The sequence below is a fragment of the Agarivorans sp. JK6 genome, from assembly GCF_045277145.1.
Taxonomy (GTDB): Bacteria; Pseudomonadota; Gammaproteobacteria; order Enterobacterales; family Celerinatantimonadaceae; genus Agarivorans; species Agarivorans albus.
Genome location: NZ_CP113525.1, coordinates 1087066 through 1111721, shown reverse-complemented (window position 1 = coordinate 1111721; position 24656 = coordinate 1087066). Strand labels below are relative to the sequence as shown.

Sequence of the window (24656 nt, the reverse complement as noted above, 5' to 3'; positions counted from 1 at the left end):
CTTACAATGAATTCACAAAAGCCACTAGCGCTTCGCGCTGCGACTGATTCAAGTTAGCAAAAGCTTGTTTTGCTGCTTCGGCTTCGCCGCCATGCCATACAATCGCTTCGGTAACATTACGCGCACGCCCATCATGTAATAGTTGGCTATGGCCATTTACCGTTTCGGTAAGCCCTACGCCCCATAGTGGAGGGGTTCGCCATTGCTGGCCGCTAGCCAAATACTCGCCACGACCATCGGCCAAGTCTGGCCCCATATCGTGCAACAGCATATCGGTATACGGGTAAATAAGCTGCTCACTTAATGCCGGCAATTGTTCACGTTTTGCCGTGGTAAAACTGCGTTTGTGGCAACTGTCGCAGTTAACTTGGCTAAACAGTTTATCACCTAATTCAACTTGTTCAGCATCCTTAATACGGCGTTTAGGCACCGCTAAATGCTGGGTATAAAACTCAACAAAACCAAGCAGTTTATCACTCACTTCCGAACCATCTGGATCGACTCCAGAGGTGGCGTTTAAACAATCCTGTTGCGCAGCAGTACAATGATCTTTAGTGAACATTAAACTGGTAATGCCAATGTCGCCGTTAAATGCTGCAGCGTTTTGCTGCATCAAGCTAGGTTGTCCTGCTTTCCAACCAAAGCGGCCTAAATTAAAGGTTTGTAGTTGAGCGTCCCACACTTGGTTAGCCACACCTCGAATACCGTCGTTATTGCTATCCTCAGGATCGGCATTGGCTAAAATGTCTTCGGCACTAATGCTTTCAAGTAAACCTAAACCTATCATCGGTGAAGCAATACGCGGAGAAAACATCGTATTGGGGTGCATCTCGCCATAGCCTAGCTGGTCAACAATCAACTGTGGTTGGCGTAATACAATACTGCTGCCGTCGGCAAACTTAAAAGGTTTATCGGTATAGGCAAAGCGAACCCGCGCTTCTGCGGCAACACCGGGTATGGCTTGGTCTTGAATTTGCCCGCCATAAGTAGGCTCTGGCACTACGCCGTTTTGAGCTTCTAGGGCTTTTTGATCCTCTGTTTCTGCAGGAATACTAATCCGCACCAACATCGATACAGCATTACTTGCCCCAACCGGTGCAGGGTGGCCTCGACCATCTTTAATGTGGCAGTTTTGACAACCATTGGTATTAAACAAAGGACCTAAGCCATCTCGGGCGATAGTGGTAGCTGGAGCTACAACCCAAGGGTTACGGAAAAAGCTGTTACCAGTACTAAAGTTAAGCCGACCTTCAAAACCTAAATTCGCAGCCGGCATAGAAAACGCGTTGGCATCAATTTGGGGCGTTGTTGTATCACCGCCCGGCTTTTTGGGGTTGGCTAACACCGCCGAGCAAAACACAGCCGCTACAGTAATTATTATTGTTTTTGTTGGGTTAAATTTCACACTCACTCTCTCCATAGAATGGTACTTCAGAAAGCACAAAAGGGAGCCTAAGCTCCCTTAAATAAACAAGCTCAAATTAGAACTCGTGATCTGCAGTATCTGGGTTTAGGTTGTCTATACCTAATACTTTGGCGCTAGCTTCAATAGCGCGGGTTTGTTCAACCAAGGCTAATATAGTGCCATTAATTAGAGCGTGGCCATCACTATTGCTAGCAGCAATAAGTTGGTCGAAGTATACGCCTTGTTGCTCGGCGCTCGCTACCAATTTGGCTGTTTCTGCCATAGATTGCTCAAACATCTTCTTGTTGCTCTTTGCAACACTTGGGTCTTTTTGGGCAACTAACTCAGCTAAGCTTGGACCAGTTAAGGTTGAACCATCTAAACGCTCAAAGCTGCCAAAGTAAACATTGCTAATACCTTGGTTATTGTAGAAGTGAGAGTTGTGCGTATTGTCGCTGAAACAATCGTGCTCATCTTCGGTTGAATTAGCTTCTAAGGCTACCTTCATACGCTCGCCTGCTAACTCGCCTAAAGACAAGCTGCCCATGCCAAACATCATACGGCGTAGCGCTTGTTCACTTGGTTCTGCCACTAGCTGCTGCTGGTATTCGCCACCTTTAGCCCACTGCTTGCTCATCCAAGCCAAGTCATCAACTAATAGCTGAGTTACAGCGCTTAGATATGCGGCGCGTCGCTCACAGTTCCCATTAGTACAGGCATCGCCTTTAGCAAAATCAGTATAAGCGCGCTCACCCGCTCCCGCTTTGGTGCCATGCAGATCTTGACCCCACAACAAAAATTCTACCGCGTGGTAGCCAGTAGCAACGTTAGCTTCAGAACCCGCTAACTCATTTAAAGAAGCCAATAGCTCTGGAGTGATGTTGCTTAAATCAACTTTGTCTTCACCTACTTGCAGGCTAGTGTTGGCAACAATATTTGCCGTAGCGCCAGGGTTACCAAGCTCGTATTGGTAATCGGCGGCAACGTAATCAATTAAGCCTTCATCTAAAGGCCAAGCATTAAGCTGCCCTTCCCAGTCGTCAACAATTGGGTTACCAAAACGAAATACTTCACTTTGCTGGTAATACACGCGAGCCACTTTCCAAGCGTCTTTCGCTGCTAATAAACTTTTTTCTGAAGGCGCTTCAATAAGCTTCTGCGTTGCTTGCTGTAGCTGTAAAGCACTGGCGTGCGAATCACTAAACACTGCATGAGCTAACTCTGCATAATGCTCTACTACTTGATCTTGTTTTACATCTGCAAATGATGCGTTTGCCAACAATACTGTTGAACCTACTACTACTTTAAATAAGCGCATTGCCATCCCTTTCAAAACACACATGATAATTATTCTCATTATCTTTATCATTGATAATAAGTAAACAAAAATATGTCATTTTGTAAAAATTAATAAAAAGTAGCGCCATTTAACAAAGCACAAAATCACCATATTGATGTAATTAAGTTGTCATATAATTCTCGTTAAATACCCGCGCATGAGAAATTCAGCATCTGGTGAGTAGGAAAGGTTGCTAAGCCTTTATGAACTATTTGGCAACATTTCCCGTTCTAATGATTTATACCAATTACACTAAGAAAGTGTTCAGAAATAACGCAGGGAAAATACTCGAGAATAAGGCAGGATTTTTCGATAAGTAGTTATTCTACAATCAAAAATCCTAACGCAGTTATCGAGAGTTTTAACCAGATAGAATGAACAGTTATTTAGTACGATTGGTATTAGTTCACACACTTAAATGAGGGTAAAAAAGAGTATGAGCACGCTTAATGGAAAGCAGTTTTGGAAAGCATTACGCAAAAAAGGAATCCCACCTTCGGTATTTGCGATGAAAGCCAATTGTTCGTTAAACAGTGTCTATAACTTGAAAGAGCGCAACCAAATCCCAGAAAAATTTGCGCTGGTACTAGATAGAATAAATTAAGACATTCTGGCGAGTTAATCAGTACCCAGATTAACTCGCTTACTAAAATTATTTCAACAGCTATGCCCGTAACAGGCTCACTTCTTTAGGCTCAGCCTTGTTCTCAAAGCTAACTTACCGCTGATTAAACGGCTGCAGTTACCGACATCTCAACCAGTATCTCTTCTCGCGCCATATGGGCTTGCACACATGCTCGTGCTGGCGGAGTAACATCGGCTATCCAAGCGTCCCACACTTTATTCATTTCGGCAAAATCATCCATGGTGCGCACGTAAATAGTCACGCTTAGCAACTTTGACTTATCGGAACCAACCGTTGCCAACAGCTCTTCTACTTTTTCTATAGTGGTACGGGTTTGTTCGGCAATCCCTTGGCTGGTGTCTTTAGCCACTTGGCCACATAGATAAACGGTATTGTTATGCACCACTGCGCGACTCATTCGCGCTTTGCTCTCGAAATGTTGAATAGACATGTTTGCTCCTTATAAAAAAGGCTAGCATCGCTAGCCTTCACATTATTAAATCATAGCGCTTAACGCGCCAAAGACAGTGGATAGTTACGTTGTTCTGCTAACTGTTCCGCTAATGTTAACACCTGTTGATAGGCCAAACCCTGAGTACTCTGTAAGGTATTGAGATCGCCGCAAGCAGCAGGGCTAAGTAGGCCTAGCTCTCGTATGTTTTCAATAATTTGCTCAGCAGCACTTAAGGCCGAAGAGAACTTTACAATCTCGGTACGTGCATAGTGGGCCTTATCAAAGGAAACGCTAGCTGCGCGTAAACTTGGGTCACTACCTGGTATTTGCTGGGCACCAAATAAAGGCCGACCAGCCACCTTGGCATTGCTAAAGCTTGGTAAGTAGCGCGACATATGTTTTACCGCCTCGGCAGTGCGTTGTTCTACTTCTTCAGCTTGCCAACCTTGGGTTAACTTGCGACTTAAGCTTGCATCTAGCTCTGGTTGGGCACTGCTTTCGCTGGAGCTAACCAAGCCGCCTTTAAACAAGGTTACGGTGTCGGTCATGCCATGCAGCTGAAACAAGCCATCTGGATAGGGGGTTAACTGCGCCATACCATTTGGCGTACCGCGCTCTCCATGAACGATTAACTCGGGCCAGCGCCCTTGTGGATTTGGCCAAGTGGCCAAATATGCAGCCTTAAACTCAACCATTCGGCTACGGCTTAGCTTGGCCATATCGTCAATACTGCCACTGCGATATCCACAAGCGTTAATGAGGTAATCCACCTCTATGCTATGGCTACCCTGCGGGCTGCTGTAATCCACCCGCCAACGCGGTGTAGCACCTGGCAGTAGCTCTATGTGCGTGACTTTAGATTGGGTAAACACTTGGCAATTGGGCAAGCGCTCACTGGCTAACTTAACCGTGGCGGCAATACGCAACAGGCTTAAGCCGTATTCCTGCACCTGTACAAAGGGAAACTTAAAGGCCGATAAATCTAAGTTTTTGGCAACCGGAATCATCCACTCGTCTGGGCTTTGTGGCTGAGCGACTAACTCTTGCTTGGCCAGTGCCTCTAATTGTTCACGGCTGTAAAGGCGATAATAATCTTCAGCTGGGCCTAGTTTTTGATTGGCAGGGTCTTGTTCAATAAGTGCAGCGTAATGAGCTTGCACCTTGCGTAAACGGGGGAGTAATGCTTCTGGCTCGCCGGGGTCATTAAGTGGCACACTAATAACCGTAGGGCGCTGGTTAACAGCGTGCGGAAATACCCGCAAGGTATGAATAGATTGCTCAAGTAGCTTTAAACACTGTTCATCGGAGATTTCTCGATACAGGTTACCACCGGCATGTAAATGACAAGCTGGCGGCCCGTTCACTAAACTGGGCCCTGCTTCAAACAGGCTAACCTTGGCGCCAAGCTCAGCCAGCTTGAGGGCTGCTGCGCTGCCGGCAATTCCACCACCTACTACGGCGACTAGAGGCGAAACAGAAGAGGTCGCCGTCACTGGGTGCATTTGCATCACTAAAATTTCATCCGCTAAAGAAAAAAACTATAACGTGAATATTCTAACTGTCGATCAGTAACAATGAAACAGAATTTGCCCTAATAGAGCAGAGCTAAGCTACAGATAAATCGAGTAAAGAGGTTCGCATAGCCAAACAGGAGGTATGAGGTTTGGAGAACTAAGACCATTTTGCTTTAACCAAGTAACATAGGCTCGCATATCTTCGTCATTGGCAACAATAACTTGCCGATTATTATCGCGCTGAATGATGTGCTCCGCCACACCGGGCTAGGAAACACGAAGTTTTCGAGCCATTTCATCACCTAAAGCAATATGTTTACCTTGGTGTAGAAAATATAAAGTAACTCTTACCCTTTTATTTTATTTACTTTAATTCCGGTTAGATTCCCTTCAAACACAAAAATAGTAGCATTATCATTACACTCATAGGACTCCATTTGCTGTTCATAGCCCCCCCAAAAGAAAGAAATAGAAATATCATCATTACAAACTAAAACTTCCTTATCATGACAATTAGCAGGTATTAAATCCCATCGGTAGTCATTACATTCAGGACCAATAAATCCACTTGGGTGTTTAGCAACCATTACGGGATCTATCGCCTCAATCTCTGCGAGTTCACCTTTAGCAGTAATCCAAACACAAGTACTAAACCCAATATTAACAGGAATCAACGAAGTGTATAAATCCTTAGTTTCTACACCATAAACAGGAACGGATAAGTCAACAGTTGTAATATACATAGCCTAGTCTTTAAATGTCCCGGGTTGTATGCCAGTAATCTCATTAGTTTCAGTTTTCACAAAAACCCTAGTTCCGGTTTCAGGATTCGTAAAACGTACCGTTCCAGAAGTTCCTTCTACAGAAATAATTGGACACCCATATAATCATATTATAAAAACTTTTCTGGATCAGCTGCTACAACTTCATCCAAATCAACATTTTCGCTCCATCTTTCAGGAATCCCACCTCTATTTTTATTTAACGAATTTATGGGTGTCCTTTTATTTTTCTGCAGTTTTTTTTGCTGCAGACATTAATTCATCGATATGCAAATCTCGTTTCTTAGCAATATGTCTCGCAATTAACTCTGCTCCGTCAGTACACCCTCTCATTAAAGCAAATGCAAGTGCATCCATGTTTTGCATGGTGTCAGAATTATACCTTACCTCTGAGTCAACTCCCGCATCTAGTAACAATTGTATGCAAGGCAATGATTTACCTAGAATAGCTGAGAACAAAGGGTTACATACAGATAAATGAGTATCTAGGTCTGCACCTCTTGATAACAGGTACTGGACAACCTTTTCATGCCCATCAGAAGCGGCGCGAGCAATAGGTTTGATACCTTCACGATTATCATCACGATTAATACCTATCCCTAATTTCTCCAGTTCCTTTAACGATTCTAATTTCCCAATAAAAGCAGCATACCCCAACCAAGTTTGGCCCCCGAATGGAGTGTTATAGTGAATCTGATTAGGTTCAGCCTCAAACAGCAACCTAATTTGTTTTACATTTTCATTGCGTATCGCATCAACAATTTTTGCCGCTGTACTTTTTCCTGTCATTAACATTACCTCTGTTGTGCATCTTTACCATGAAAATAATAGGACACCCATATAAGTTTATTTTTATGAATAGTAACCCTAAAGCCAAAGCTTTTAACTGACTCTTGGATTAATTGTGATAAAAAGCAAAAAAGGAAGTATGTGAAAGGTAGCTGACAAAAATCGGCCACAACTAAGCCCTTAGTAGCGTTTAATAGATGCCCTGGTGTAGCTTTACGCCTGTGATAAATTCAATATTAGACCCAATATCTAACTTAAGTTTCTCAACGTTCTTGATAACGCAATTTTTTGCAACAAACTCATAATAATAATCATCTAGTTGAAAATCGTTCACAGATAAAGATGACAGTTCATTATAGAAAAATGACGCTAACGTACAGACATCCTTTATAAAACTTATATCAGGAACATCGCCGTTCTTTACATCAACTTCATACTCAACCCTAATAATACTAGTTAGCTCGTCCAGCGACACTAATAACGCATATTTGTCTCGTTCTTTAAGTTTATTGAAAGCAACTTCAATTAGTTCAAGTGTATTCCAATTATTATGTTTCGATAAGCGGAATAATTTGTACAAAACAAGTCTCCGACCGATCTTGCTTGTAGCGGAAATTATCAGCTTTAGTATGGTCTCTATTCATCGAGTAAGGGAAATAGGGTGTACCTTGCAAGTAATCAGCAAGTAAACCATCAGAAAAACGCCTTTCCCATTGCTGTTTTAACTTATTTCTAATTGATGCTCGTTTGTCAATCATCTCTCTTTAAGCCTTCTAGCAAAAATAAGGACACCCATATAATCTTATGTTGATGAATAGTAACCCTAAAGCCAAAGCTTTTAACTGACTCTTAGATTAATTGTGATAAAAAGCAAAAAAGGAAGTATGTGAAAAAAATTGATAGCGGCAGCTTGAGAGAAGCGTATGAACAACGCAGAAACGAAAAAGGCCAGCTAATTAGCTGGCCTTTAAAATTTGGCAGGGGCGGAGAGATTCGAACTCCCAACATTCGGATTTGGAATCCGACGTTCTGCCATTGGAACTACGCCCCTGCAACGGAAGCGAATTATACATAAGCCAGTATAAAGGTAAAGGGTTTATCGTGTGCTTTTGTTCAAGCGCACAAAGAACCAACAATTTGCAGATAAAACCCGCTAAAGTGTCGAAAATTCAAACAAAAATCAGCTTGTTTATTTTTTAACTCACGCACAGTTCTTTTTTTAGCATGTTGCAAAGTTGTTAAGCCAAGGGCAGCATCAAAGTGGACAGACCTGTTAAGGATAACAAGAGCCTAATTATGCTAAACCCAGTTGAGATATTTGCCAGTGTCTTTAAACCTAGAACAAAGGTTAAAGACGAACACCTACAAGCGGTAAAAACCTTGCTGTTTTACTTATTTTTTGGCTTGATAGTGGGAATATATAGCGCATTTAAGTGGCAAAAATATGCCCATAGCGATCTCATAATCAGTTCCTTAGCTTTAATCGCTAGCACCCTACTCGCCAGCACTATGTTACGCATTGGTTGGCACTACCTTATAGTAGCCAATATAGCGTTAGCTGGCATGGCGCTGCATGCCATGAACATTGTTTATCAATCTGGTGGCTTATTGCACTCGCCGCATATCTTTTGGCTGCCTACCCTTTCCTTATTAAGCTATTTGGCAAGTAATCGTTTTTGGGGAAACCTTTGGACCGGCGTTTTATTTAGCATTGGCTTGGTGATGTTATGGGCCGACTACACGGGGATGCAGTTCCCGCAAATGCAATTACCAGCGCGTGCTATGACCATTGAGCTATTCTCTGGTTTCTTGCTGCCCTTGATATTGTTATGGCTAGGACAAAACTATGCGCTAGGTTTACGTGACCATGCCTTTGAGCAAGCAAAGCAAGCGCAATTGAGTAATCAAGATATGATGCAGGCTTCAGAGCAATCCAAACTACAACTTCAACAGGTGGTTGAACACGCTAGTGATAGCTCTACACAATTAGTTAGCTCTGCCAGCGATATGTCGAACACCGTAAAACAGATGAATAATAAAGCAGCTCAAATTGCCCAAAGCTCTGCCCACCAGCATCAATCTATTTCTCAAATTAATCAAAATTTGGCGCACATGGAACAGGTGTTAGCGCAAGCTAATCACTCAACGTCGCAGCTATTGTCGCTCTCGCAACAAGCTTCTGGCAATGCAGAGCAAAGCGCTCTGGCGATTAACCAAACCGAACAGTCGATGCAAAAAATTCTTAGTAGTAACCAGCAAATAAACAGCGTCACCGACTTGATTAGCGACATTGCTAATAAAACTAACCTGTTAGCTTTAAATGCTGCTATTGAGGCTGCTAGAGCGGGTGAGCATGGTAGAGGTTTTTCTGTGGTGGCCGACCAAGTTCGCGAGCTCAGCCAGCGGAGTAGCCAGTCTACCCAACAAATTCGTGGTTTGTTGGAAACCTGTTCTGCCGACGTTCAGCAAGGTTATAAGGTGGTTGAGCAAAGCGGTGAAATTCTGCATAGCATCATTGGCTTGGTGCAGGATATTTTTGATGGAGTGGCTCAGATGGCTGCGGTAATGCAACAACAAGCAGAAACCGTAGCAGAGGTAATTAATGCCAGCTCAGAGGTGTCGAGCTTTAGTCAGCATAATTCACAGAGCAGTTCGGCATTATTAGACAATACCGAACAGCTTACCGGCATTGCCACTCAATTAGAGGGCATGGCAGAGCAGCTTCATCAAACCGTAGCTCGCAGCGAGCTTTAACACTCTATAAAAACTCATACCAACAATAACTAAGTATGAGTTTTTTGGCTTAGTTGAATGCCGCTCTGGGCCGTTAAGCAGAAGGCTGAGCCGACATTTTGGCTTTTAAAAAGTCACTATGGCTAAGGTAGATTAGATCAGACACTTGGCGAATAAGTGCCTCTTCTTGCGGATCGATAACGCCGTCTGCGTAGGCCACCTTCCACAGTGCTTCGGTAAACTGGTAACGCAATTGGTAGTCCAACTCTTTAACATGACGGGTAAAGTCAAATACCGAGATGGCTTGATTTGCTTGAGTTTGCGCCTGCAAAAATAAATTCTCAGCTTCTTTGTCATCTAGCTCAAAAAGCCGCTTTATTTTACGCAGTATCACCGCATTTTCGGCATTACTTTGTTGGTTATCGCTCTGGCTTAACTGCACTAGTAGGGTGGTTGCTGCGAGTTCTACATTGGGTAACTCACCCTCGCTGCTAGTCTCTAGCGTGGCCTGCAAGAACTCTTTAAGGGCTTTAAGCATGCGCCTTCCTCTTTATACTCTTGAAGAAAAGCAGAATAAACTAGCCCAAGCAAAATGCCAAATAACCAACAAGCAAGTGTTAGAAATGAAAAAGCCCCGTCATAAGACGAGGCTTAAAAAGGATGGTGCCGATTGCCGGAGTCGAACTGGCGACCTACTGATTACAAGTCAGTTGCTCTACCAACTGAGCTAAATCGGCACACTGTTGGTACTGCTGATACGCTGTATCGAGCGAGCGCTATTAAACGGATTTTCACAGTGCTTGTCAACGGCCAGAGTGAAAAAATTTTTAATCCGCGCACAACTGCCAATTTAATAACCAATTAAGCTACTTTTTCAGCACTTAGTACTTGAGGCTCAGCAAGGTTAATCGATTCAAGTTCCACTGTTGTTTTTAAACGGTCGTCCCAGCGGCGTAATTGCAGCTGACCATCCATGGTTTCACACAGTAAGGTGCAGTTTTCAATCCAATCACCATCGTTAGCATATACAACGCCCTGTTGCTCACTTAGCTCAGGGTGATGAATGTGCCCACATATCACCACATCTACTCCTTGGCGCACAGCCTCATTCACCACTGCTTGGCGATAGCGAGCGATAGCCTCGGTGGCTTTGGCAATTTTAGACTTGATATACCCCGCCAACGACCAATAGGGATAACCCAGCGCATGGCGAATTTTGCTCGAAGAGCGGTTTAGAAATAGTAAGAAGTCATAAAGGTGATCGCCCAACTTGGCGTAAAAACGGCCAAAACAGACTTCTTCGTCGAACTGATCACCATGCACCATCAAAATTTGTTTACCGGTAATGCTGGTATAGCGGTACTGTTTGCTCACTTTCACATCGGCGAGATCCATGCCGTGATAAGCCTTAAACAGTTGATCATGATTGCCGGGAATGTACACCAGCTCATAACCGGATTTAGCCAAACTCATCAAGTATTGCAGTACTTGGTTGTGAGACTCTGGCCAATATACCCGGCGCTTTAACGCCCATACATCAACAATGTCTCCCACCAAAAAAATTCGCTTGGCTTTAGTTTGTTGTAGTAGCTGCAGTAGCATTTCTGCCTTGCAATCTTTACAACCCAGGTGAATATCTGAGAGCCATAGGCTTTGATAGATCTGTTTTGTTGTCATTACTTACGCCACATCATCCCTGTTATGGCTAATCTAAAAGGCATATTTGACCAAAAAGTGACGCTTTGATGTCAAGACCATGACAGAATTATCATTGCTAAGCTAAGAGGCTTTGTTTAGTGTACTAAACTCAATTAGGCTAGTGAGAGTACTTAGGATTTAGTAGCGCTTAATCTAGTTAATTGGAATGCATAACCATCACGGAGTAGATAGTGAGATCTAATTCCCCACAACGCCCATTATCAATTGCCACCATTGGCGGCGGAAGCGGTCACTTTGTATTGTTATCGGCTCTTAGAGATGCAGATCACCTAGCGATTAGCGCCATTGTATCGATGACCGACAGTGGCGGAAGCACCGGCCGCCTGCGTGATGAACTAGGCATTTTGCCACCTGGGGATATTCTTAAATGTGTATTAGCCCTCTCTCCCTATCGAGAATTAGCCCGTAAGCTTTTGTTAAAACGATTTACCAAAGGCAAGCGTTTGTCTGGTCATAGTGCCGGTAACATGCTGCTTACCATGCTCTCGCAATACAGCGGTTCTTTTTCGGAGGGTATTCAAGGCTTAGCGCAAATGCTTGACGTTGAAGGTGAGATTTTGCCGGTCACCATTGATAAGTCCACCTTAGTGGCGGAACTTACCAGCGGTGAACGTATTTTTGGTGAGAGTGCCATCGATTTGCCTCGCGGCGATCAACGAGAAAAAATAGCCAATGTATTTTTAGTTCCTCATCACGCTGAACAAGTGCGAGTTTATCCACCAGTGATTGAGCGCATCAACACCGTTGAGGCGATTGTATTAGGCCCTGGCGATCTATTTACCAGCATTATTCCTAATTTATTAGTACCGGGCGTTAAGGAAGCGATAAAAAGCAGCAAAGCTAAGCTTGTGTATGTAAGCAATATTATGACTAAGTTTGGTGAGACCGACGGTTATAATCTAGAGCACTTTATTTCGGATTTAGAGCACTACTTAGGTCGCCCTCTAGATGCTGTTGTGGTGAATAACCATATACCCAGTGACGAAATGATAGCTAACTACAACCTGGAGCGCGCGCAAGTAGTAGCGGTTGATGATCTAGAAGCTATTGGTAACAAATATCAGCTAATTTATGCCGACTTAATTGATGAAGACAGCGACATAGTGCGCCACGATTCAGAGAAACTTGCCAACGCCTTGCTGCCCTACCTTAGTAGTTTAGACAGCCAAACCTTGTCGCTGGTAAAGGCTAGCGGAACTGAGGGTTAATATTGGCTCCGCCCGCTAAGGCTGAGTCAGGCATTCTGCGCATCAAATCATCCAGCTGAGTAAATACCGGACGTAATGACGGGTCGTATTTATCCTGCCAACGCCACTGCCATTCATTGTCACCTTGGGTCCAACGTATCAGCTTTTCTGAACGGTGCTCTCCCGAGTATGGCGAAGCCAGTTGCTTAGGTACTTGCTGCAGTAGCGCATAAATATCTGAGCAAACCAACATCGACAGCTGTTGCACCGCTTCACTAGCATTGTCCTGTTTATGGTAGGTTTGACGAATAGAATAATGCAGATTCTCACAATCTACATTCACGGTTGTCATTCCATCAGGGCGATGGAACATGAAGCTTAGCTGATAAGAAGGAGCAGCTTTATCAAACAACGCTACCCAAGTGGTTGCGCCGCTTACTAGAACAATAACTGCGCCTAGTACAATACTTCCCCAATAGCGTGACTTTTTCGCCATAGCTTGCTCGCTCATTCCATGTGCCTATGGTTTATCAACAAAACGCAAAAACGCTTTATTTTGCCACCAATCTTTCTTTTCTCACTTTAAAGGTAGGGCAGATTTAATCGCTTGCAAAGCTCTTTTTTGATAAATAAATCAATTTAAAGGAGGGTGTCCTTGTGGATAAAATTAATTAGTTCAGTGAAAAGAGTTGCTTAGTAAAAAGCACCAGTTTGGGGCTAGAATATTTGCATTCGAAAAAACGTAAAAAAAACTTTTTATACTGATATGACCACCCTTCTATTAATATTTGCTAAAATCGCCGCTCGCCGCATCATGCAAAGAAAGTGAGTTATGAATTTAAACCAATATTTTAGTCGCGAAGATCAACAGTTTGTATTTAGCAGACAACAAGCTTGTGATTTTGCCAAAGGCGTCGCCAACGACTTTAATGCCATTCACGATGCAGACTCTTCGCGTTTCTGTGTCCCTGGTGATTTGTTATTCTCAGTTATGCTAAACGAGCTTGGTTTAAGCCAAGACATGCAATTTACCTTTGCCGGCATGGTTACCGATGGCGTACCACTAAGTATTGAACAACAAGAACAACACTGCTTACTCGTAGATAACAACGGCAAAGAATATCTGCAATTGGAACGCAGCGGTGAAAACCTAAAAGATGCTGAGATTATTGGCGATATTATTGCTGACTATGTGCGTTTCTCTGGGCGTAATTTCCCACACATATTAGTCCCCCTACTCGAAGAACAAGGCTTAATGCTGAATCGTAAGCGCCCGCTAGTGATTTACGAAAACATGAGCCTACATTTCGAGCAATTGCCAACTCGCTCTCCACATTTAGAGTTTGTTGGCGGTGAGTTTATTCCCAATGGTAAACGCGGCGTAGCCTTACTTAAATTTACTATCAGCGAAGATGGTCAAGTTATCGGCAAAGGTCAAAAACGCATGGTACTAGGCAGCTTGCTCCCGTACGAAAAAGCCGAAAGTGACATGCTAATTGATAACTACGAAGGATGCCGCCAGGCCTTCTTAAAACGCCAACAAGCGTAAACAACTAAAGCGCCAATCGGCGCTTTTATTTTATCTGCGATAAAGGCAAGGCTGTGTGGCTAAACACCTGCTGCAGCACAAAGCTAGAGCGCACGCCAGTAACCCCTTCTATCCGAGTTAGTTTGCCCAACAAAAACGCCTGATAATGCTCCATATCTCTTACTACAACTTTAAGCTGGTAATCTGCATCGGTGCCAGTAACTAATGCGCACTCCATCACTTCTTCATAGGCACTAATAATTTTTTGAAAATTTTCGAAGCGCTCTGGAGTATGCCTATCCATAGAGATATGAATATAAGCGGTAAGGTTTAGGTTGAGCTTTTTTTCGTTAAGTAAGGTAACGTGTTTAGCAATGAGCCCAGCATCTTCCAAGGCTTTTACCCGCCGTGAACACGGTGACGGAGATAAACCAACTTGCTCAGCTAACTCTAAATTGCTAATTCGCCCATTGTTCTGCATCAAATCTAAAATCTTTCTATCGGTGCGATCAAGGCGCATTACTTACCTCCAAATTTAAGCATCATTTCAACCTTGGTTTATTTCACCCCAAATAAATCCAAACTACAACAATCATTGCCAACAAACTCTAAAAATACGCAATATAGACAAACACTCACCCTTTTATATTAAATATACTTATCACAGTGAAAAATACTCGGGAACGGCAACAAATATACCCATTTGCTAGCCAATAGTTTGCTCACCACGTTAACTAGCCCCACTCTAATCGGCATTTACCCTTTGCCAGTACAGAGAACAGTGAAACCCATCACTTAAGTATCCAAACTATCTAAAGGTGGCTTAGGCCACCTTTTTGTTTATTCTTTTGCCAGTTATTGTGTGCCATTTAATCGAAGCTCAATTATTTCATTTTTTTTACTGATTTCGGTTGACTTAAACCGGCAAAATTCGTTTAATAGCGCCCGTCGCCCGGATAGCTCAGTCGGTAGAGCAGAGGATTGAAAATCCTCGTGTCGGTGGTTCGATTCCGCCTCCGGGCACCACCTTTAAAAAGCCTGCATTTATGCAGGCTTTTTTCGTTTTAGCTTTCCATACTAAATACCGCAAAAGGCTATCGCTTTAGTTGGCGAATAGCTAAACTCTAACTAAGTGTTTGATATCACATTGCCCACTATTTCAAGGAATGAAATATGCGCCTTTCTTCTTTTGCCCTAGCTTTACCGCTAGTTCTTTCTTCTGGACATAACCAAGCTGATTTTTTCGAACAGTTTGTTGACCCTACCGACGGCCGTATGGATGCTAGCCAATGGCTTATGGATAACGCAGTAGGTTTTCTGCCGGTTCCAATCATTATTACCGACCCCGCAGTGGGTTATGGCGGTGGGTTAGTATTGGCGTTTTTTCATGAAAACGAAGAACTGCAAAATGAACAGCCGGATGATCCCAATGCCCCGCTTAAACTTACGCCTAGTGTGTCAGGTCTATTAGGGCTAGCGACAGAAAACGGCACGCGAGGTGCGGGGGCGTTTCATATGGGCATTTGGAAGCAAGACAGTATTCGCTACATTGGTGCAATTGCGGGTGTAGATGCCAATATTGATAGCTTTCGCTTGCCCAGCGAAGGGGGAATTGGCGACATTCCCATTAGAGTTAATCTAAAAGGTACTTACTTACTGCAACAAATCCGCTTTCGCTTGGGCGATAGCCCGTGGTTTGCTGGAGCCAAATACACCTTTTTAAATAGTGACAGTGAGTTTTCTATTGGCAACCTGCCTGATTACTTAAAGCCTCAGTTGAGCATGAAAGATGGCGGAGTAAGCTTGTTGCTTAACTACGATACTCGAGATAACTCGTTTAGCCCTAACCAAGGTCTGTATGGCAACATTAGTTACGCTAAACACGCTGACTACTTTGGCGGCGACAATGATTATTCAATCGCCTCTGGTGAGTTTTCTGGCTTTAGTTATCTAGGCAATAGCTTCCAAGGCTCTATGCGTTTATCGGCCTCAAGCGCCCATGGCGATACGCCTTATTATGCGCTGCCCTTTATTGATATGCGCGGCATACCGGCTATGCGCTACCAAGGCGAGCGTATGGCGACTTTACAAGGTGAGCTGCGCTACGACTTTGATGCACGCTGGTCTGCGGTTGTATTTGGCGGTGTTGGGCAAGCATTTAGCTCAGAGCAAAATCTAGGTGACACGCCTAACCGCTATGCTAAAGGCCTAGGTTTTCGTTACCTAATGGCTAGGCGCTTTAATTTACGTACCGGGATAGATGTTGCCAGAGGCCCAGAAGATACCACCCTGCACTTTATTGTGGGCGCTGGTTGGTCAGATTTTTAATCCGCCAAACAACAAATGTTGACTTTTTGTTAACAACAAGCTCTACTGGTAAGACCTCTTAAACAAGGAAAAGTTATGCTTCCCAGTGTTCGTAAAGCCAACTTGATGTTGAGTTTGTTTGGTATGTTCAAAGTACCCTTGATTTGGTACTGCCGTCCTAAGATCCTTGAGATGGATGAACAGAAGGTTATTGTTAAAATTCCCCTTAAACGCCGAACCAAAAACCACCTTAACAGTATGTACTTTGGAACCTTAGCGGTTGGCGCAGACGTAGCCGGAGGCTTCTTAGCGATTGCTAAAGCCGAACAATATGGTAAAAAAGTATCGCTAGCGTTTAAGGCGGTTGAAGGGCAGTTTTTAAAGCGCCCGGAAGCAGATGTTATCTTTAGTTGTACCGACGGCAAGCTCATTGACCAGATGCTAGAACAAACCATGCAAAGCGGTGAGCGAGTAAACCAAGCCGTAACGATTAATGCTACCTGCCCCTCTATTAGCGGCGACGAAGTAGTGGCCAAGTTTTCTCTAACCCTCTCTTTAAAAGCCATCCAATAAACCAATAGTCGGCTGTATTCAGCCGGCTTTTGCAATTTGCAAACAGCTAAGTGCAACTCGCTCCATAAAGCTAGAAGCAAGCATTGTTTGGCACTAAGCCTTTGTAATAAAAGGCACTATAAACATTGGCACGAAACTGGATATAACACCTTAACTACGCGCTAAACAGCGCTTAAATTTAGTTGTCGAGGTTTATATGAAATCTATATCGCATGCTTTATTTATCACTGCTTGTATTAGCTTCTCAAGCCATGCTGGCATTATTTACACTATTGAGGCTCCAGGCATCCAAACCTCACAAATAAGTGGGCCTAGCTATACAGAAAACTTCGACAATTTAACTTCATCCCAACTCAGCAATGGCTACCAAAATGCCTTTGGAGAGTACTCGGTAGATAAAGGCCAAGCCAAAGTGGCTGATTTTGGCGTTTATGGTGGAGCACATGGCGAAGGTAAATACTTATTTATTCCAAATAAAAGTGCCGTTCAGCTCATTTTTGACCAGCCTGTAGGCTACTTTGGTTTTTGGTGGAGTGCCGGAGACAATGGAAACCAACTTAGTATTACCACCCAGTCTGAGCAGTTGTCCTTTAAAACCAACCAAATTCTTGATGCTGCTGTGCTAGAACCTGGCCATTACGGTAGCCCTACTAGCGTTAAAGGCAACAAACGTGAACCCTATGGTTACGTTAATCTATTCGCCGAAAGCAATGCTGACAAAATTACCGCTATCCGCTTTTTTGGTCGCAACTTCGAGACAGATAACCACACGGTAAGTATTCAACGCGAAGCACTAACCGGCCGCTCTTTAGCACCTGTAACAGTGCCGGAGCCGAAGACTTGGTGGTTAATTAGCTTAGGGCTTGTATTGCTTTTATTGAGCCAGCGACGCTCAAAGCGAACCGCTTAAGCTTAGAAGATCATTGAACGCCTATTCCCCTCCCCCAGTGGATAACCAATTATTAAGGTAATCTTGCGAGATTTAGTAAAAAAGCGCGGCAAAAACGAGACTTAAGCAGAAACACTTAGGTTAATAACTTGTATTCTTTGAATCACAGCAACAAAATGGAAAACCAATTTAACAAATTAGTTAACCAGAAGTATTTATTGCTCATCATATAAAGGAATACTAAATGAGAACTGCCTTTGTTTTAGCCGCTAGCTTGCTTGCTAGCGCTTGTTCAACTACCTCTGATCAACTCTCCATCGCCGATGCAGAGGAAACAACCGGCTCAATCGAGTTGATTAACCCACAAGCAAAACAATTTATTGCGGCAGACGCCAAGATTAGTATTCGTGGAAAGGGCTATCGCTGGACAGAAGGGCCTGTATGGATTGAACAACATGGTTTTTTACTATTTTCCGACATCCCCAACAACACCATCGTAAAGTATCAACCTAATAAAGGTACTGAGCTTTACCTAGAAAACTCAGGTGCTACTGGCCTACAGGAAGGAGACTACGGGCAAGGCTCTAATGGTTTGCTATTAAACCCACAGGGGCAGCTGGTGCTACTTCAACAAGGTGACCGCCGTGTAGCACTCATGGATGCCCCATTAAACGAACCTCAAAGTAAATTTGTTACGCTGGCTGGCGAGTACCAAGGCAAGCGCTTAAACAGTCCAAATGATGCGGTTTACCACAACGATGGCAGCTTATACTTTACCGATCCTCCTTATGGACTAAATTCAGGCATGAATGACTCGCGCAAAGAATTAGACTTTCAAGGGATCTATCGTCTAAGCCAAGATGGCGAGCTTGAGTTACTAGACAACAGCGTCAACTTCCCAAATGGCATTGCCTTAACGCTTGACCAAAAAACCTTAATTGTGGCGGTGTCTGATGACAAACATCCACGCTGGTTAGCTTATGATGTAAACCTAGACGGTAGTATTAGCAACAAGCGGATATTTCACAACGCTAAAGCGTTACTTGGTGTAGCTGGAGAACAAGGCTTACCAGATGGGATGGCGGTTCATTCTAGCGGTAACATCTTTGCCACAGGGCCAGGTGGAGTGTGGTTGTTCTCCCCTCAAGGGGAAGTACTTGCCAAAATACGTACCGGACGTTTAACCGCTAACTGTACTCTGTCGCCCGATGAAAAATACCTGTTTATTACTGCTCACGACACCCTAATGTCGGTGCCGCTGTTGTAATGAAACTAGCTTGCTTAATGAGGTCTTAAGGCCTCTTTAAGCAAGCGCTTAACTTTATTGCTTTTGCCACTTTTCACCTTTTAAGGCCATGAAGTCACGCCCCATTTTTAGCACCAATATCTTGCTGTCAGTCTCATTATCAATATACGCACCGGCTGGTACCGTAGCTAGCTCGTCTTTAGCAAGCATTAACCCGCCTGGCATCTTTTTACCGCCAACAACATTTCCCCCCTCGAGCACTGCCATTTCAATTACCGACGGAGCTTGAAAGTACCAATACTCATCATCTTCAGCACTAAGTGGATACTCTCCTTTTAGAAAACGTACTCCTCGCTTTCCCTGTTGGGCGCTGTCTAGCCATACTAAGGCATCATTAAACTGAACCTTGCTAGCGGGCTCACTAACCTGGGTAACTGGGCGCTCCTCGAAACCAGAACCCACCCCCACGGATTTACATGCACTAATCAACAACACGCATAAGGCTAAACATACAACACGCTTTATTTGTAACACTTCAATTCCATCCTTAGGTTTAAGTCGCTATACAGAGTTATTTTCACCAATCATCAAAGCTTGGCGAAGTGTGCTTAAAGCTTAGTATATTCTGCCAAATCAAACAGCTATATAAACACCATTATCCAGCTTGGCTGGCTACACAAATTCTTCTAGATAAACTCAATTAGTGGCTAGAGCTTTAATGCCAACTCAAGATATTTCCCATATTCAGCCCTTCCAATTTTAGCTACTTACAAAACTATAATTAAATGCAAATGATTTTAATTCTCATTCGTATTATGTATAGTACCGCCTAATTAAAACTTAACAGGATAAGGAACAAGCCTGAAAACCATGAAAGCATTCAATCGCACTCTAATTGCTAATGCAGTAATTTTTAGCCTTAGCCCTCTCGCTTATGCCGAAACAAATAGCACCATGTTTGACGAAGTGGTGGTATCAGCAACCCGTACCGAGCAATCGGTCAAAGACATCTCTTCTAGCATTAGCTCGGTAAGCTCTGAGCAGCTAGAGCAGCAAATGGCTAATGATTTAAATGACGCTGTTCGTTACGAACCCGGCGTAACCACTACCGGGCAAGGCCGTTTTGGCACTAGTGGCTTTAATATTCGTGGCCTAGATGGCAACCGAATTAAGCTAATGGTAGATGGCATCGAGCAACCCACTGCCTATAACCCTGGTGGCGATGTGATGAACAAGGGGCCAAACGCTTATGAAATTGACACCCTAAGTGCCGTTGAAATTAACAAGGGGCCAGCCTCTAGCCTTTACGGTAGTGACGCCTTAGGCGGCGCAATATTACTAAGAACCAAAAACCCTGAAGATGTACTAGCTGAAGGCGACAGCAACCATGTTGCACTTAAAACTGGCTACGGTAGTTCTAACGAAGCATATAAAGCCACCGTCGAGGTCGCTAAGCGCTATCAAAAATGGGAAGGTTTAGCCATTTACACCTACCGTGATGGCAGCGAAACTAAAACCCATTCTTCAGGTGAAGACATAAATGGCCGAGACCGCGGGCAAGCCGATCCTCTCGACTTTGACTCTCACAACCTGCTCCTAAAAACTAACTACGCCTTAAATGATGCACATACTTTTGGCCTAGTGGCTGAGCTATTCCAGCGCGAATCTAAGTCAACCATCCTTAGTAACGAAGGCTATAGCATATTCCCAGGCTTTACCTACACAAATGTAACTGGCGAGGACAAAGACACTCGCAGCCGTGTAGGCGTAAACCACACATGGCTAGCCAACAATGCCGCATTTGATGATTTGTTCTGGCAACTAAGCCATCAGCAAAGTAAATCAGAGCACAATAACTACGATACTACCGACTTATACGGTAGCCGTAATCGTGAACGTAACGGTGAAGATAGCTCATTGCAGTTTGATGCTCAGTTCAACAAACTACTGGAGTTTGACCACGGCAGCCACGAAATCAGCTACGGTTTAACAGCTATCAATAGTGATTTTGAGCTGGATTACCGCACCCATTATTACGATACAGGAACAGTAGATCCAGGGGCGCCAGAAGTGCCTAAAGCAGAAGCCGAAAAGCGCGGGATCTTTATTCAAGATCACATGTATTTAATGGATGAACGCTTAGTAGTTACCGCTGGTTTACGTTACGACGACTACAAAGCAACACCAGATGCCAGCAGCGGCTTTGAAGAGCATAACAGCGATGCTTTAACCAAACGCTTAGGCGCGGTATATCACTGGAATCAACAAGTTAGTACATTTGTTCAATATAGCGAAGGCTTTAGAGCCCCTACCCTTGAAGAACTTTACTACGCCTTTGATAATAGCGGCCACGGTTATGCCACCTTGTCTAACCCTAACCTTAAACCAGAAGAGAGCCAAAGCTACGAGTTAGGCTTACGTACCAATACTGCAGCATCTAGCATGGAGTTAGTGGGTTTCTTCAATGACTACACCAACTTCATTCAATCAGTAACTGATTACAGTGATCCAAGCTATCCAGCGGGTATCACCATCAATGAAAACATTGGTGAAGCTGAAATCTATGGTGTGGAGTTTAAAGGTAACTACTGGTTAGATGAAGCCTTTGGTGCACCTAAAGGTAGCTACAGCCGCTTAAGCGTTGCCTACGCACAAGGCAAAAATAAAGAAGATGGCAGCGCGCTAGATTCTGTTGCACCGCTTACTGCAGTTTGGGGCTTAGGCTACGACCACCAAGATAAACTTTGGGGTAGCCAACTTAACCTAACCATGGTGTCAGCCAAGAAAGAAGGCGACTGGTCTACCGAAAACAACGCCCACGCACCTGGCCACGCTTTGCTAGATCTAACTGCCTACTACCAACCGGTGAACGACCTAGTATTGCGAGCAGGCTTGTTTAATGCGCTTGACCAAAAATACTGGAGCTACACCGACCTAGACGGCAAACCATCTGACCATCAAGGCCTAGACCGTTACACCCAGCCAGGCCGTAACTGGGGCGTCGACATAGCGTATACGTTCTAAACCTTTCCAAAAGTAAAAAGGCTAGCTTACTCAGCTAGCCTTTTTTATATTCGTTAAAACGCAATTCTTTATGCCTGCGCCTCTAGCACCGCACTTAATGTGTCTTCTAACTGCTGATCTTCCAAATTCAAGAAAGCTAACAAGCCGTCGTAGCTCTCCTGCCAAGCTTCTTCTTCACTGCTTACTCCCAGTTTACGGTAAGCAACAATACGCGCTATTTTTAATATTGCTAACATTAGCAGCGATGATTTACCTAGCTCTTGCGAACTAAATAAGCCATCTGCGTCGTGTTGATAATAAATGGCTTCTATCATCACCTTAGGCAGGCTCCATTGCTGCGCAATAAGTGCAGCCACAGTGGCATGAGTTGTCCCATATTCACTGCGTTCACGTTCCGCGAGATGAGCCCATCCCATGTCATTGGCCTCGGCGAGTAAGCTTTCATATTCAGGGAAAGACTGTAGCAAAGCGGGTACGCCAGCCTGATGAAACAAACCCAGCATATAAGCATTATCTTTGGCCGATTCAAAGCCTAGCTCTTCAGCGGTAGCCGCTGCGCAACTAGCCAGTAAGTTAGCCTCTAACCAAAATTTATCCAATACTTTAGAGGCTGGCATTGCCCCTTTTAAGGCAACCGCTTTAACAATAGGAAATACCCGATTAATGCCTAAAGTCATCACCGCTTGGTGAATCGATTTAATCTCGTTTAAGCGACGAAACGCAGCAGAGTTAACAATTTGCAACACCGCACCAGAGATCCCTACATCACTAGCTATTGCCTCGGCAATAACCGCTACATCGGGCTCGGCTTTTTTTGTTTCTTGAGTAATCGTTAACAAAACTTGAGGCCGAGGGGGAATAGACAAATCCGCCAAAATCGCTTTTTCGGCCGCAGTTATCGTTAAAGACATATCACCTCCTGTAAAATTTGCTGGCAAAGCATAAGCAAATAACTTAGTAATTTCAAAGCGATAAGATAAAATATATACTCTAATCTACAATTTACAGCTCGCCAAAATCTGTTTTAGTGATGAAATCCCCAGTTCTTCAGTAAGCTCAATGTTGTGCTCAGGGATCCCTTCAGGATCAGGATGAAGTCGAGTTAAGCGACTCACCGTTGCTTCACGAATTAAGTGAAATACCGGATAAGGCGAACGATTAGTATAGTTACTTGGCGCTGTATCTGCTTCTCCAGCAAAACAGTAGTCGGGATGAAAACTAGCTAGCTGGTAAACGCCATCATAGCCTTGTTTGCTTATGATCTTCTCCGCCCAATACAAACAATCTAAATAGTCTTCAAAACTGCTTAAGCTGGGGGTGATAAACAAGGTTGTTTCAACGTCGGGTTGATTATCTAAGAACTGGCATTCTACAACTAACTGCTGCAATAACTCTTCAATATCGTCGCTCATCGCTACTTGGTAGCGAATACTACCACGCTCTAATTCGCGCTTTGCAAAAGGACAAATATTGTATTCAACCACAAAATCTTTCACCCAGCGCATCGTGTGCTGCTGATATTCAGCTTCGCTTATATCACTACTGGGGGAGGAATTACTCATGTTTAATCCTTGAATGCTTTAAAGCCCATAGCGTTAATGATGCCAATCGCTAACAAAAGCTAAATGGCTTGCCTTTTGGCATAGTCTACCAGCCAATCAGCTAGCTTAGTTACTCGTTTCGAGCGATAACGTGCCGGAGGAAACACCATCCATAACGGTTGGCTTACTACCTGCCAATCTTCTAACACTGTTTTTAGCTGGCCTGCTTCTAGCGCGTCACGCAAGTACATATCGTGAGTACGAATAAAACCAAAACCCTCAATGGCGGCTTGTTTAAGTACGTGTCCATTAGGACAGGCAAAAGAGCCACTCACCGACACCAACAACTTTTGCCCATTCTTTTGAAAAGGCCACTGCGACACCGTGCCACAAATACACTGATGATGACGCAACTCTTCGGGGTGCTTGGGCAAGCCATTAGCCCCTAAGTACTCAGGGCTAGCGACCACATGCGTATTTAACTGGCTTAACACCCTCACCTGCAAACTCGAATCGGGCAAAGCTCCCATTCGAAATACAATATCAAAAGGAGAGCTTAATAGGTCTTCTCGTTGTGACGACAAATCTAGCTCGATATCAATGTTTGGATGTTCTTGGCGAAACGTAAGCAAAGCCGGCGCCAGCCATTGCTCTGCAAAAATGCCGCCTAAGGAGTTTATTTTTATCTTGCCTTGTAAATGATGTTGCAGCTGTTGGGCTGCTAGAGCTCCATCTTCCAGCAACTCTAGGCCTTGACGACAGCTTTGATAATAACTCTCCCCTGCATCAGTCAAACGTAGCTTGCGGGTCGAACGATATAACAGCTGCACTCCTAAACGATGTTCTAAATCACTCACCCTTTGGCTAATGCTAGCCTTAGAACTATGCAGCTTATCGGCAGCGGCAGTAAAACTGCCGGTTTCAACTACGGTGACAAAATCAACCAGCCCTGCGAACATATTAATCCAAATTTCTGAACAATTATTTTTAATACTAGCCAA

The 24656-nt window shown here is 43.9% G+C and carries 23 protein-coding genes and 3 tRNA genes; 9 read left to right on the top strand and 17 right to left on the bottom strand.

Annotation, left to right across the window (positions count from 1 at the left end):
• Window position 1: 1 nt before the first annotated feature.
• The 8 genes from OV592_RS05245 to OV592_RS05210 form a co-directional block, all read right to left on the bottom strand.
• On the bottom strand, window positions 2-1411 hold the full coding sequence (locus tag OV592_RS05245) for a di-heme oxidoredictase family protein (protein WP_406610641.1): 1410 nt from the start codon (window positions 1409-1411) through the stop codon (window positions 2-4).
• 70 nt (window positions 1412-1481) lie between these two features.
• On the bottom strand, window positions 1482-2723 hold the full coding sequence (locus OV592_RS05240) for an imelysin family protein (protein ID WP_406610640.1): 1242 nt from the start codon (window positions 2721-2723) through the stop codon (window positions 1482-1484).
• Between the two features lie 749 nt (window positions 2724-3472).
• Window positions 3473-3820, bottom strand: a complete 348-nt coding sequence (locus tag OV592_RS05235) for a RidA family protein (protein ID WP_016403908.1) — start codon at window positions 3818-3820, stop codon at window positions 3473-3475.
• 59 nt (window positions 3821-3879) lie between these two features.
• Window positions 3880-5331: an FAD-dependent oxidoreductase gene (locus OV592_RS05230; RefSeq protein WP_406610639.1), complete on the bottom strand. Its 1452-nt coding sequence runs from the start codon at window positions 5329-5331 to the stop codon at window positions 3880-3882.
• Between the two features lie 353 nt (window positions 5332-5684).
• The gene (locus tag OV592_RS05225; RefSeq protein WP_406610638.1) at window positions 5685-6080 is read right to left on the bottom strand and encodes a hypothetical protein; all 396 of its coding nucleotides are present in this window, start codon (window positions 6078-6080) and stop codon (window positions 5685-5687) included.
• Window positions 6081-6341: 261 nt separating this feature from the next.
• Entirely contained in the window at window positions 6342-6908 is a 567-nt protein-coding gene (locus OV592_RS05220) for an ankyrin repeat domain-containing protein (protein WP_406610637.1), read from the bottom strand.
• Between the two features lie 548 nt (window positions 6909-7456).
• Window positions 7457-7666 carry a hypothetical protein gene (locus tag OV592_RS05215; protein ID WP_406610636.1) on the bottom strand — a complete coding sequence of 70 codons (210 nt, stop codon included), beginning with the start codon at window positions 7664-7666 and terminating at the stop codon, window positions 7457-7459.
• A 217-nt stretch (window positions 7667-7883) separates the two neighbouring features.
• Window positions 7884-7959: transfer RNA gene (locus OV592_RS05210), tRNA-Trp, on the bottom strand.
• 245 nt (window positions 7960-8204) lie between these two features.
• On the opposite strand from OV592_RS05210, the gene OV592_RS05205 reads away from it, so the two are divergent.
• On the top strand, window positions 8205-9662 hold the full coding sequence (locus OV592_RS05205; protein WP_406610635.1) for a methyl-accepting chemotaxis protein: 1458 nt from the start codon (window positions 8205-8207) through the stop codon (window positions 9660-9662).
• Window positions 9663-9735: 73 nt separating this feature from the next.
• On the opposite strand, the gene OV592_RS05200 is transcribed toward OV592_RS05205, so the two are convergent.
• From OV592_RS05200 to OV592_RS05190, 3 genes are all read right to left on the bottom strand, one after another.
• The gene (locus tag OV592_RS05200; protein WP_016403902.1) at window positions 9736-10179 is read right to left on the bottom strand and encodes a TerB family tellurite resistance protein; all 444 of its coding nucleotides are present in this window, start codon (window positions 10177-10179) and stop codon (window positions 9736-9738) included.
• Window positions 10180-10302: 123 nt separating this feature from the next.
• Window positions 10303-10378: transfer RNA gene (locus tag OV592_RS05195), tRNA-Thr, on the bottom strand.
• 124 nt (window positions 10379-10502) lie between these two features.
• Window positions 10503-11318, bottom strand: coding sequence for a UDP-2,3-diacylglucosamine diphosphatase (locus tag OV592_RS05190; protein WP_406610634.1), 816 nt, complete (start codon window positions 11316-11318; stop codon window positions 10503-10505).
• Between the two features lie 212 nt (window positions 11319-11530).
• Between OV592_RS05190 and yvcK the strand changes: the two genes are divergently transcribed.
• Window positions 11531-12568, top strand: coding sequence for a uridine diphosphate-N-acetylglucosamine-binding protein YvcK (gene yvcK, locus OV592_RS05185; protein WP_016403900.1), 1038 nt, complete (start codon window positions 11531-11533; stop codon window positions 12566-12568).
• Here yvcK and OV592_RS05180 read toward each other — a convergent pair.
• On the bottom strand, window positions 12549-13058 hold the full coding sequence (locus tag OV592_RS05180) for a hypothetical protein (RefSeq protein ID WP_016403899.1): 510 nt from the start codon (window positions 13056-13058) through the stop codon (window positions 12549-12551). The genes yvcK and OV592_RS05180 overlap by 20 nt on opposite strands.
• A gap of 321 nt (window positions 13059-13379) precedes the next feature.
• Here OV592_RS05180 and OV592_RS05175 point away from each other — a divergent pair, with 321 nt between their 5' ends.
• On the top strand, window positions 13380-14096 hold the full coding sequence (locus OV592_RS05175; protein ID WP_016403898.1) for a DUF3581 family protein: 717 nt from the start codon (window positions 13380-13382) through the stop codon (window positions 14094-14096).
• A 25-nt stretch (window positions 14097-14121) separates the two neighbouring features.
• Here OV592_RS05175 and OV592_RS05170 read toward each other — a convergent pair whose 3' ends face one another.
• A complete protein-coding gene (locus tag OV592_RS05170) occupies window positions 14122-14595 on the bottom strand; it encodes an Lrp/AsnC family transcriptional regulator (protein ID WP_016403897.1) in 474 nt (157 codons plus the stop codon).
• A gap of 430 nt (window positions 14596-15025) precedes the next feature.
• Here OV592_RS05170 and OV592_RS05165 point away from each other — a divergent pair.
• The 5 genes from OV592_RS05165 to OV592_RS05145 all read left to right on the top strand — a co-directional run bounded on the left by OV592_RS05165 (window position 15026) and on the right by OV592_RS05145 (window position 19111).
• Window positions 15026-15101: transfer RNA gene (locus OV592_RS05165), tRNA-Phe, on the top strand.
• Window positions 15102-15248: 147 nt separating this feature from the next.
• On the top strand, window positions 15249-16403 hold the full coding sequence (locus OV592_RS05160) for a glyceraldehyde-3-phosphate dehydrogenase (protein WP_406610633.1): 1155 nt from the start codon (window positions 15249-15251) through the stop codon (window positions 16401-16403).
• Between the two features lie 75 nt (window positions 16404-16478).
• Window positions 16479-16955, top strand: coding sequence for a DUF4442 domain-containing protein (locus OV592_RS05155; protein ID WP_040307680.1), 477 nt, complete (start codon window positions 16479-16481; stop codon window positions 16953-16955).
• A 196-nt stretch (window positions 16956-17151) separates the two neighbouring features.
• The gene (locus OV592_RS05150) at window positions 17152-17865 is read left to right on the top strand and encodes a PEP-CTERM sorting domain-containing protein (protein WP_016403893.1); all 714 of its coding nucleotides are present in this window, start codon (window positions 17152-17154) and stop codon (window positions 17863-17865) included.
• A gap of 223 nt (window positions 17866-18088) precedes the next feature.
• Window positions 18089-19111 carry an SMP-30/gluconolactonase/LRE family protein gene (locus OV592_RS05145; protein ID WP_406610632.1) on the top strand — a complete coding sequence of 341 codons (1023 nt, stop codon included), beginning with the start codon at window positions 18089-18091 and terminating at the stop codon, window positions 19109-19111.
• 54 nt (window positions 19112-19165) lie between these two features.
• Here the strand turns inward: OV592_RS05145 and OV592_RS05140 are convergent, their stop codons facing one another.
• Window positions 19166-19624, bottom strand: a complete 459-nt coding sequence (locus OV592_RS05140) for a hypothetical protein (protein ID WP_406610631.1) — start codon at window positions 19622-19624, stop codon at window positions 19166-19168.
• Between the two features lie 336 nt (window positions 19625-19960).
• On the opposite strand from OV592_RS05140, the gene OV592_RS05135 reads away from it, so the two are divergent.
• Window positions 19961-22114 carry a TonB-dependent hemoglobin/transferrin/lactoferrin family receptor gene (locus OV592_RS05135; RefSeq protein ID WP_152786265.1) on the top strand — a complete coding sequence of 718 codons (2154 nt, stop codon included), beginning with the start codon at window positions 19961-19963 and terminating at the stop codon, window positions 22112-22114.
• A 68-nt stretch (window positions 22115-22182) separates the two neighbouring features.
• Here the strand turns inward: OV592_RS05135 and OV592_RS05130 are convergent, their stop codons facing one another.
• The 3 genes from OV592_RS05130 to OV592_RS05120 form a co-directional block, all read right to left on the bottom strand.
• The gene (locus OV592_RS05130) at window positions 22183-23025 is read right to left on the bottom strand and encodes an HDOD domain-containing protein (RefSeq protein WP_221074562.1); all 843 of its coding nucleotides are present in this window, start codon (window positions 23023-23025) and stop codon (window positions 22183-22185) included.
• An 84-nt stretch (window positions 23026-23109) separates the two neighbouring features.
• On the bottom strand, window positions 23110-23676 hold the full coding sequence (locus OV592_RS05125; protein ID WP_406610630.1) for a DUF1415 domain-containing protein: 567 nt from the start codon (window positions 23674-23676) through the stop codon (window positions 23110-23112).
• Between the two features lie 59 nt (window positions 23677-23735).
• A complete protein-coding gene (locus tag OV592_RS05120) occupies window positions 23736-24614 on the bottom strand; it encodes a LysR family transcriptional regulator (RefSeq protein WP_406610629.1) in 879 nt (292 codons plus the stop codon).
• Between the last annotated feature and the right edge of the window lie 42 nt (window positions 24615-24656).

Bases quoted from the DNA above. Each gene is read 5' to 3' on its own strand.
- OV592_RS05240 (WP_406610640.1), bottom strand. From the start codon at position 2,723: ATGCGCTTATTTAAAGTAGTAGTAGGTTCAACAGTATTGTTGGCAAAC.
- OV592_RS05235 (WP_016403908.1), bottom strand. From the start codon at position 3,820: ATGTCTATTCAACATTTCGAGAGCAAAGCGCGAATGAGTCGCGCAGTG.
- OV592_RS05230 (WP_406610639.1), bottom strand. From the start codon at position 5,331: ATGCAAATGCACCCAGTGACGGCGACCTCTTCTGTTTCGCCTCTAGTC.
- OV592_RS05225 (WP_406610638.1), bottom strand. From the start codon at position 6,080: ATGTATATTACAACTGTTGACTTATCCGTTCCTGTTTATGGTGTAGAA.
- OV592_RS05220 (WP_406610637.1), bottom strand. From the start codon at position 6,908: ATGACAGGAAAAAGTACAGCGGCAAAAATTGTTGATGCGATACGCAAT.
- OV592_RS05215 (WP_406610636.1), bottom strand. From the start codon at position 7,666: ATGATTGACAAACGAGCATCAATTAGAAATAAGTTAAAACAGCAATGG.
- OV592_RS05205 (WP_406610635.1), top strand. From the start codon at position 8,205: ATGCTAAACCCAGTTGAGATATTTGCCAGTGTCTTTAAACCTAGAACA.
- OV592_RS05200 (WP_016403902.1), bottom strand. From the start codon at position 10,179: ATGCTTAAAGCCCTTAAAGAGTTCTTGCAGGCCACGCTAGAGACTAGC.
- OV592_RS05190 (WP_406610634.1), bottom strand. From the start codon at position 11,318: ATGACAACAAAACAGATCTATCAAAGCCTATGGCTCTCAGATATTCAC.
- OV592_RS05180 (WP_016403899.1), bottom strand. From the start codon at position 13,058: ATGAGCGAGCAAGCTATGGCGAAAAAGTCACGCTATTGGGGAAGTATT.
- OV592_RS05175 (WP_016403898.1), top strand. From the start codon at position 13,380: ATGAATTTAAACCAATATTTTAGTCGCGAAGATCAACAGTTTGTATTT.
- OV592_RS05170 (WP_016403897.1), bottom strand. From the start codon at position 14,595: ATGCGCCTTGATCGCACCGATAGAAAGATTTTAGATTTGATGCAGAAC.
- OV592_RS05160 (WP_406610633.1), top strand. From the start codon at position 15,249: ATGCGCCTTTCTTCTTTTGCCCTAGCTTTACCGCTAGTTCTTTCTTCT.
- OV592_RS05155 (WP_040307680.1), top strand. From the start codon at position 16,479: ATGCTTCCCAGTGTTCGTAAAGCCAACTTGATGTTGAGTTTGTTTGGT.
- OV592_RS05150 (WP_016403893.1), top strand. From the start codon at position 17,152: ATGAAATCTATATCGCATGCTTTATTTATCACTGCTTGTATTAGCTTC.
- OV592_RS05145 (WP_406610632.1), top strand. From the start codon at position 18,089: ATGAGAACTGCCTTTGTTTTAGCCGCTAGCTTGCTTGCTAGCGCTTGT.
- OV592_RS05135 (WP_152786265.1), top strand. From the start codon at position 19,961: ATGAAAGCATTCAATCGCACTCTAATTGCTAATGCAGTAATTTTTAGC.
- OV592_RS05130 (WP_221074562.1), bottom strand. From the start codon at position 23,025: ATGTCTTTAACGATAACTGCGGCCGAAAAAGCGATTTTGGCGGATTTG.
- OV592_RS05125 (WP_406610630.1), bottom strand. From the start codon at position 23,676: ATGAGTAATTCCTCCCCCAGTAGTGATATAAGCGAAGCTGAATATCAG.
- OV592_RS05120 (WP_406610629.1), bottom strand. From the start codon at position 24,614: ATGTTCGCAGGGCTGGTTGATTTTGTCACCGTAGTTGAAACCGGCAGT.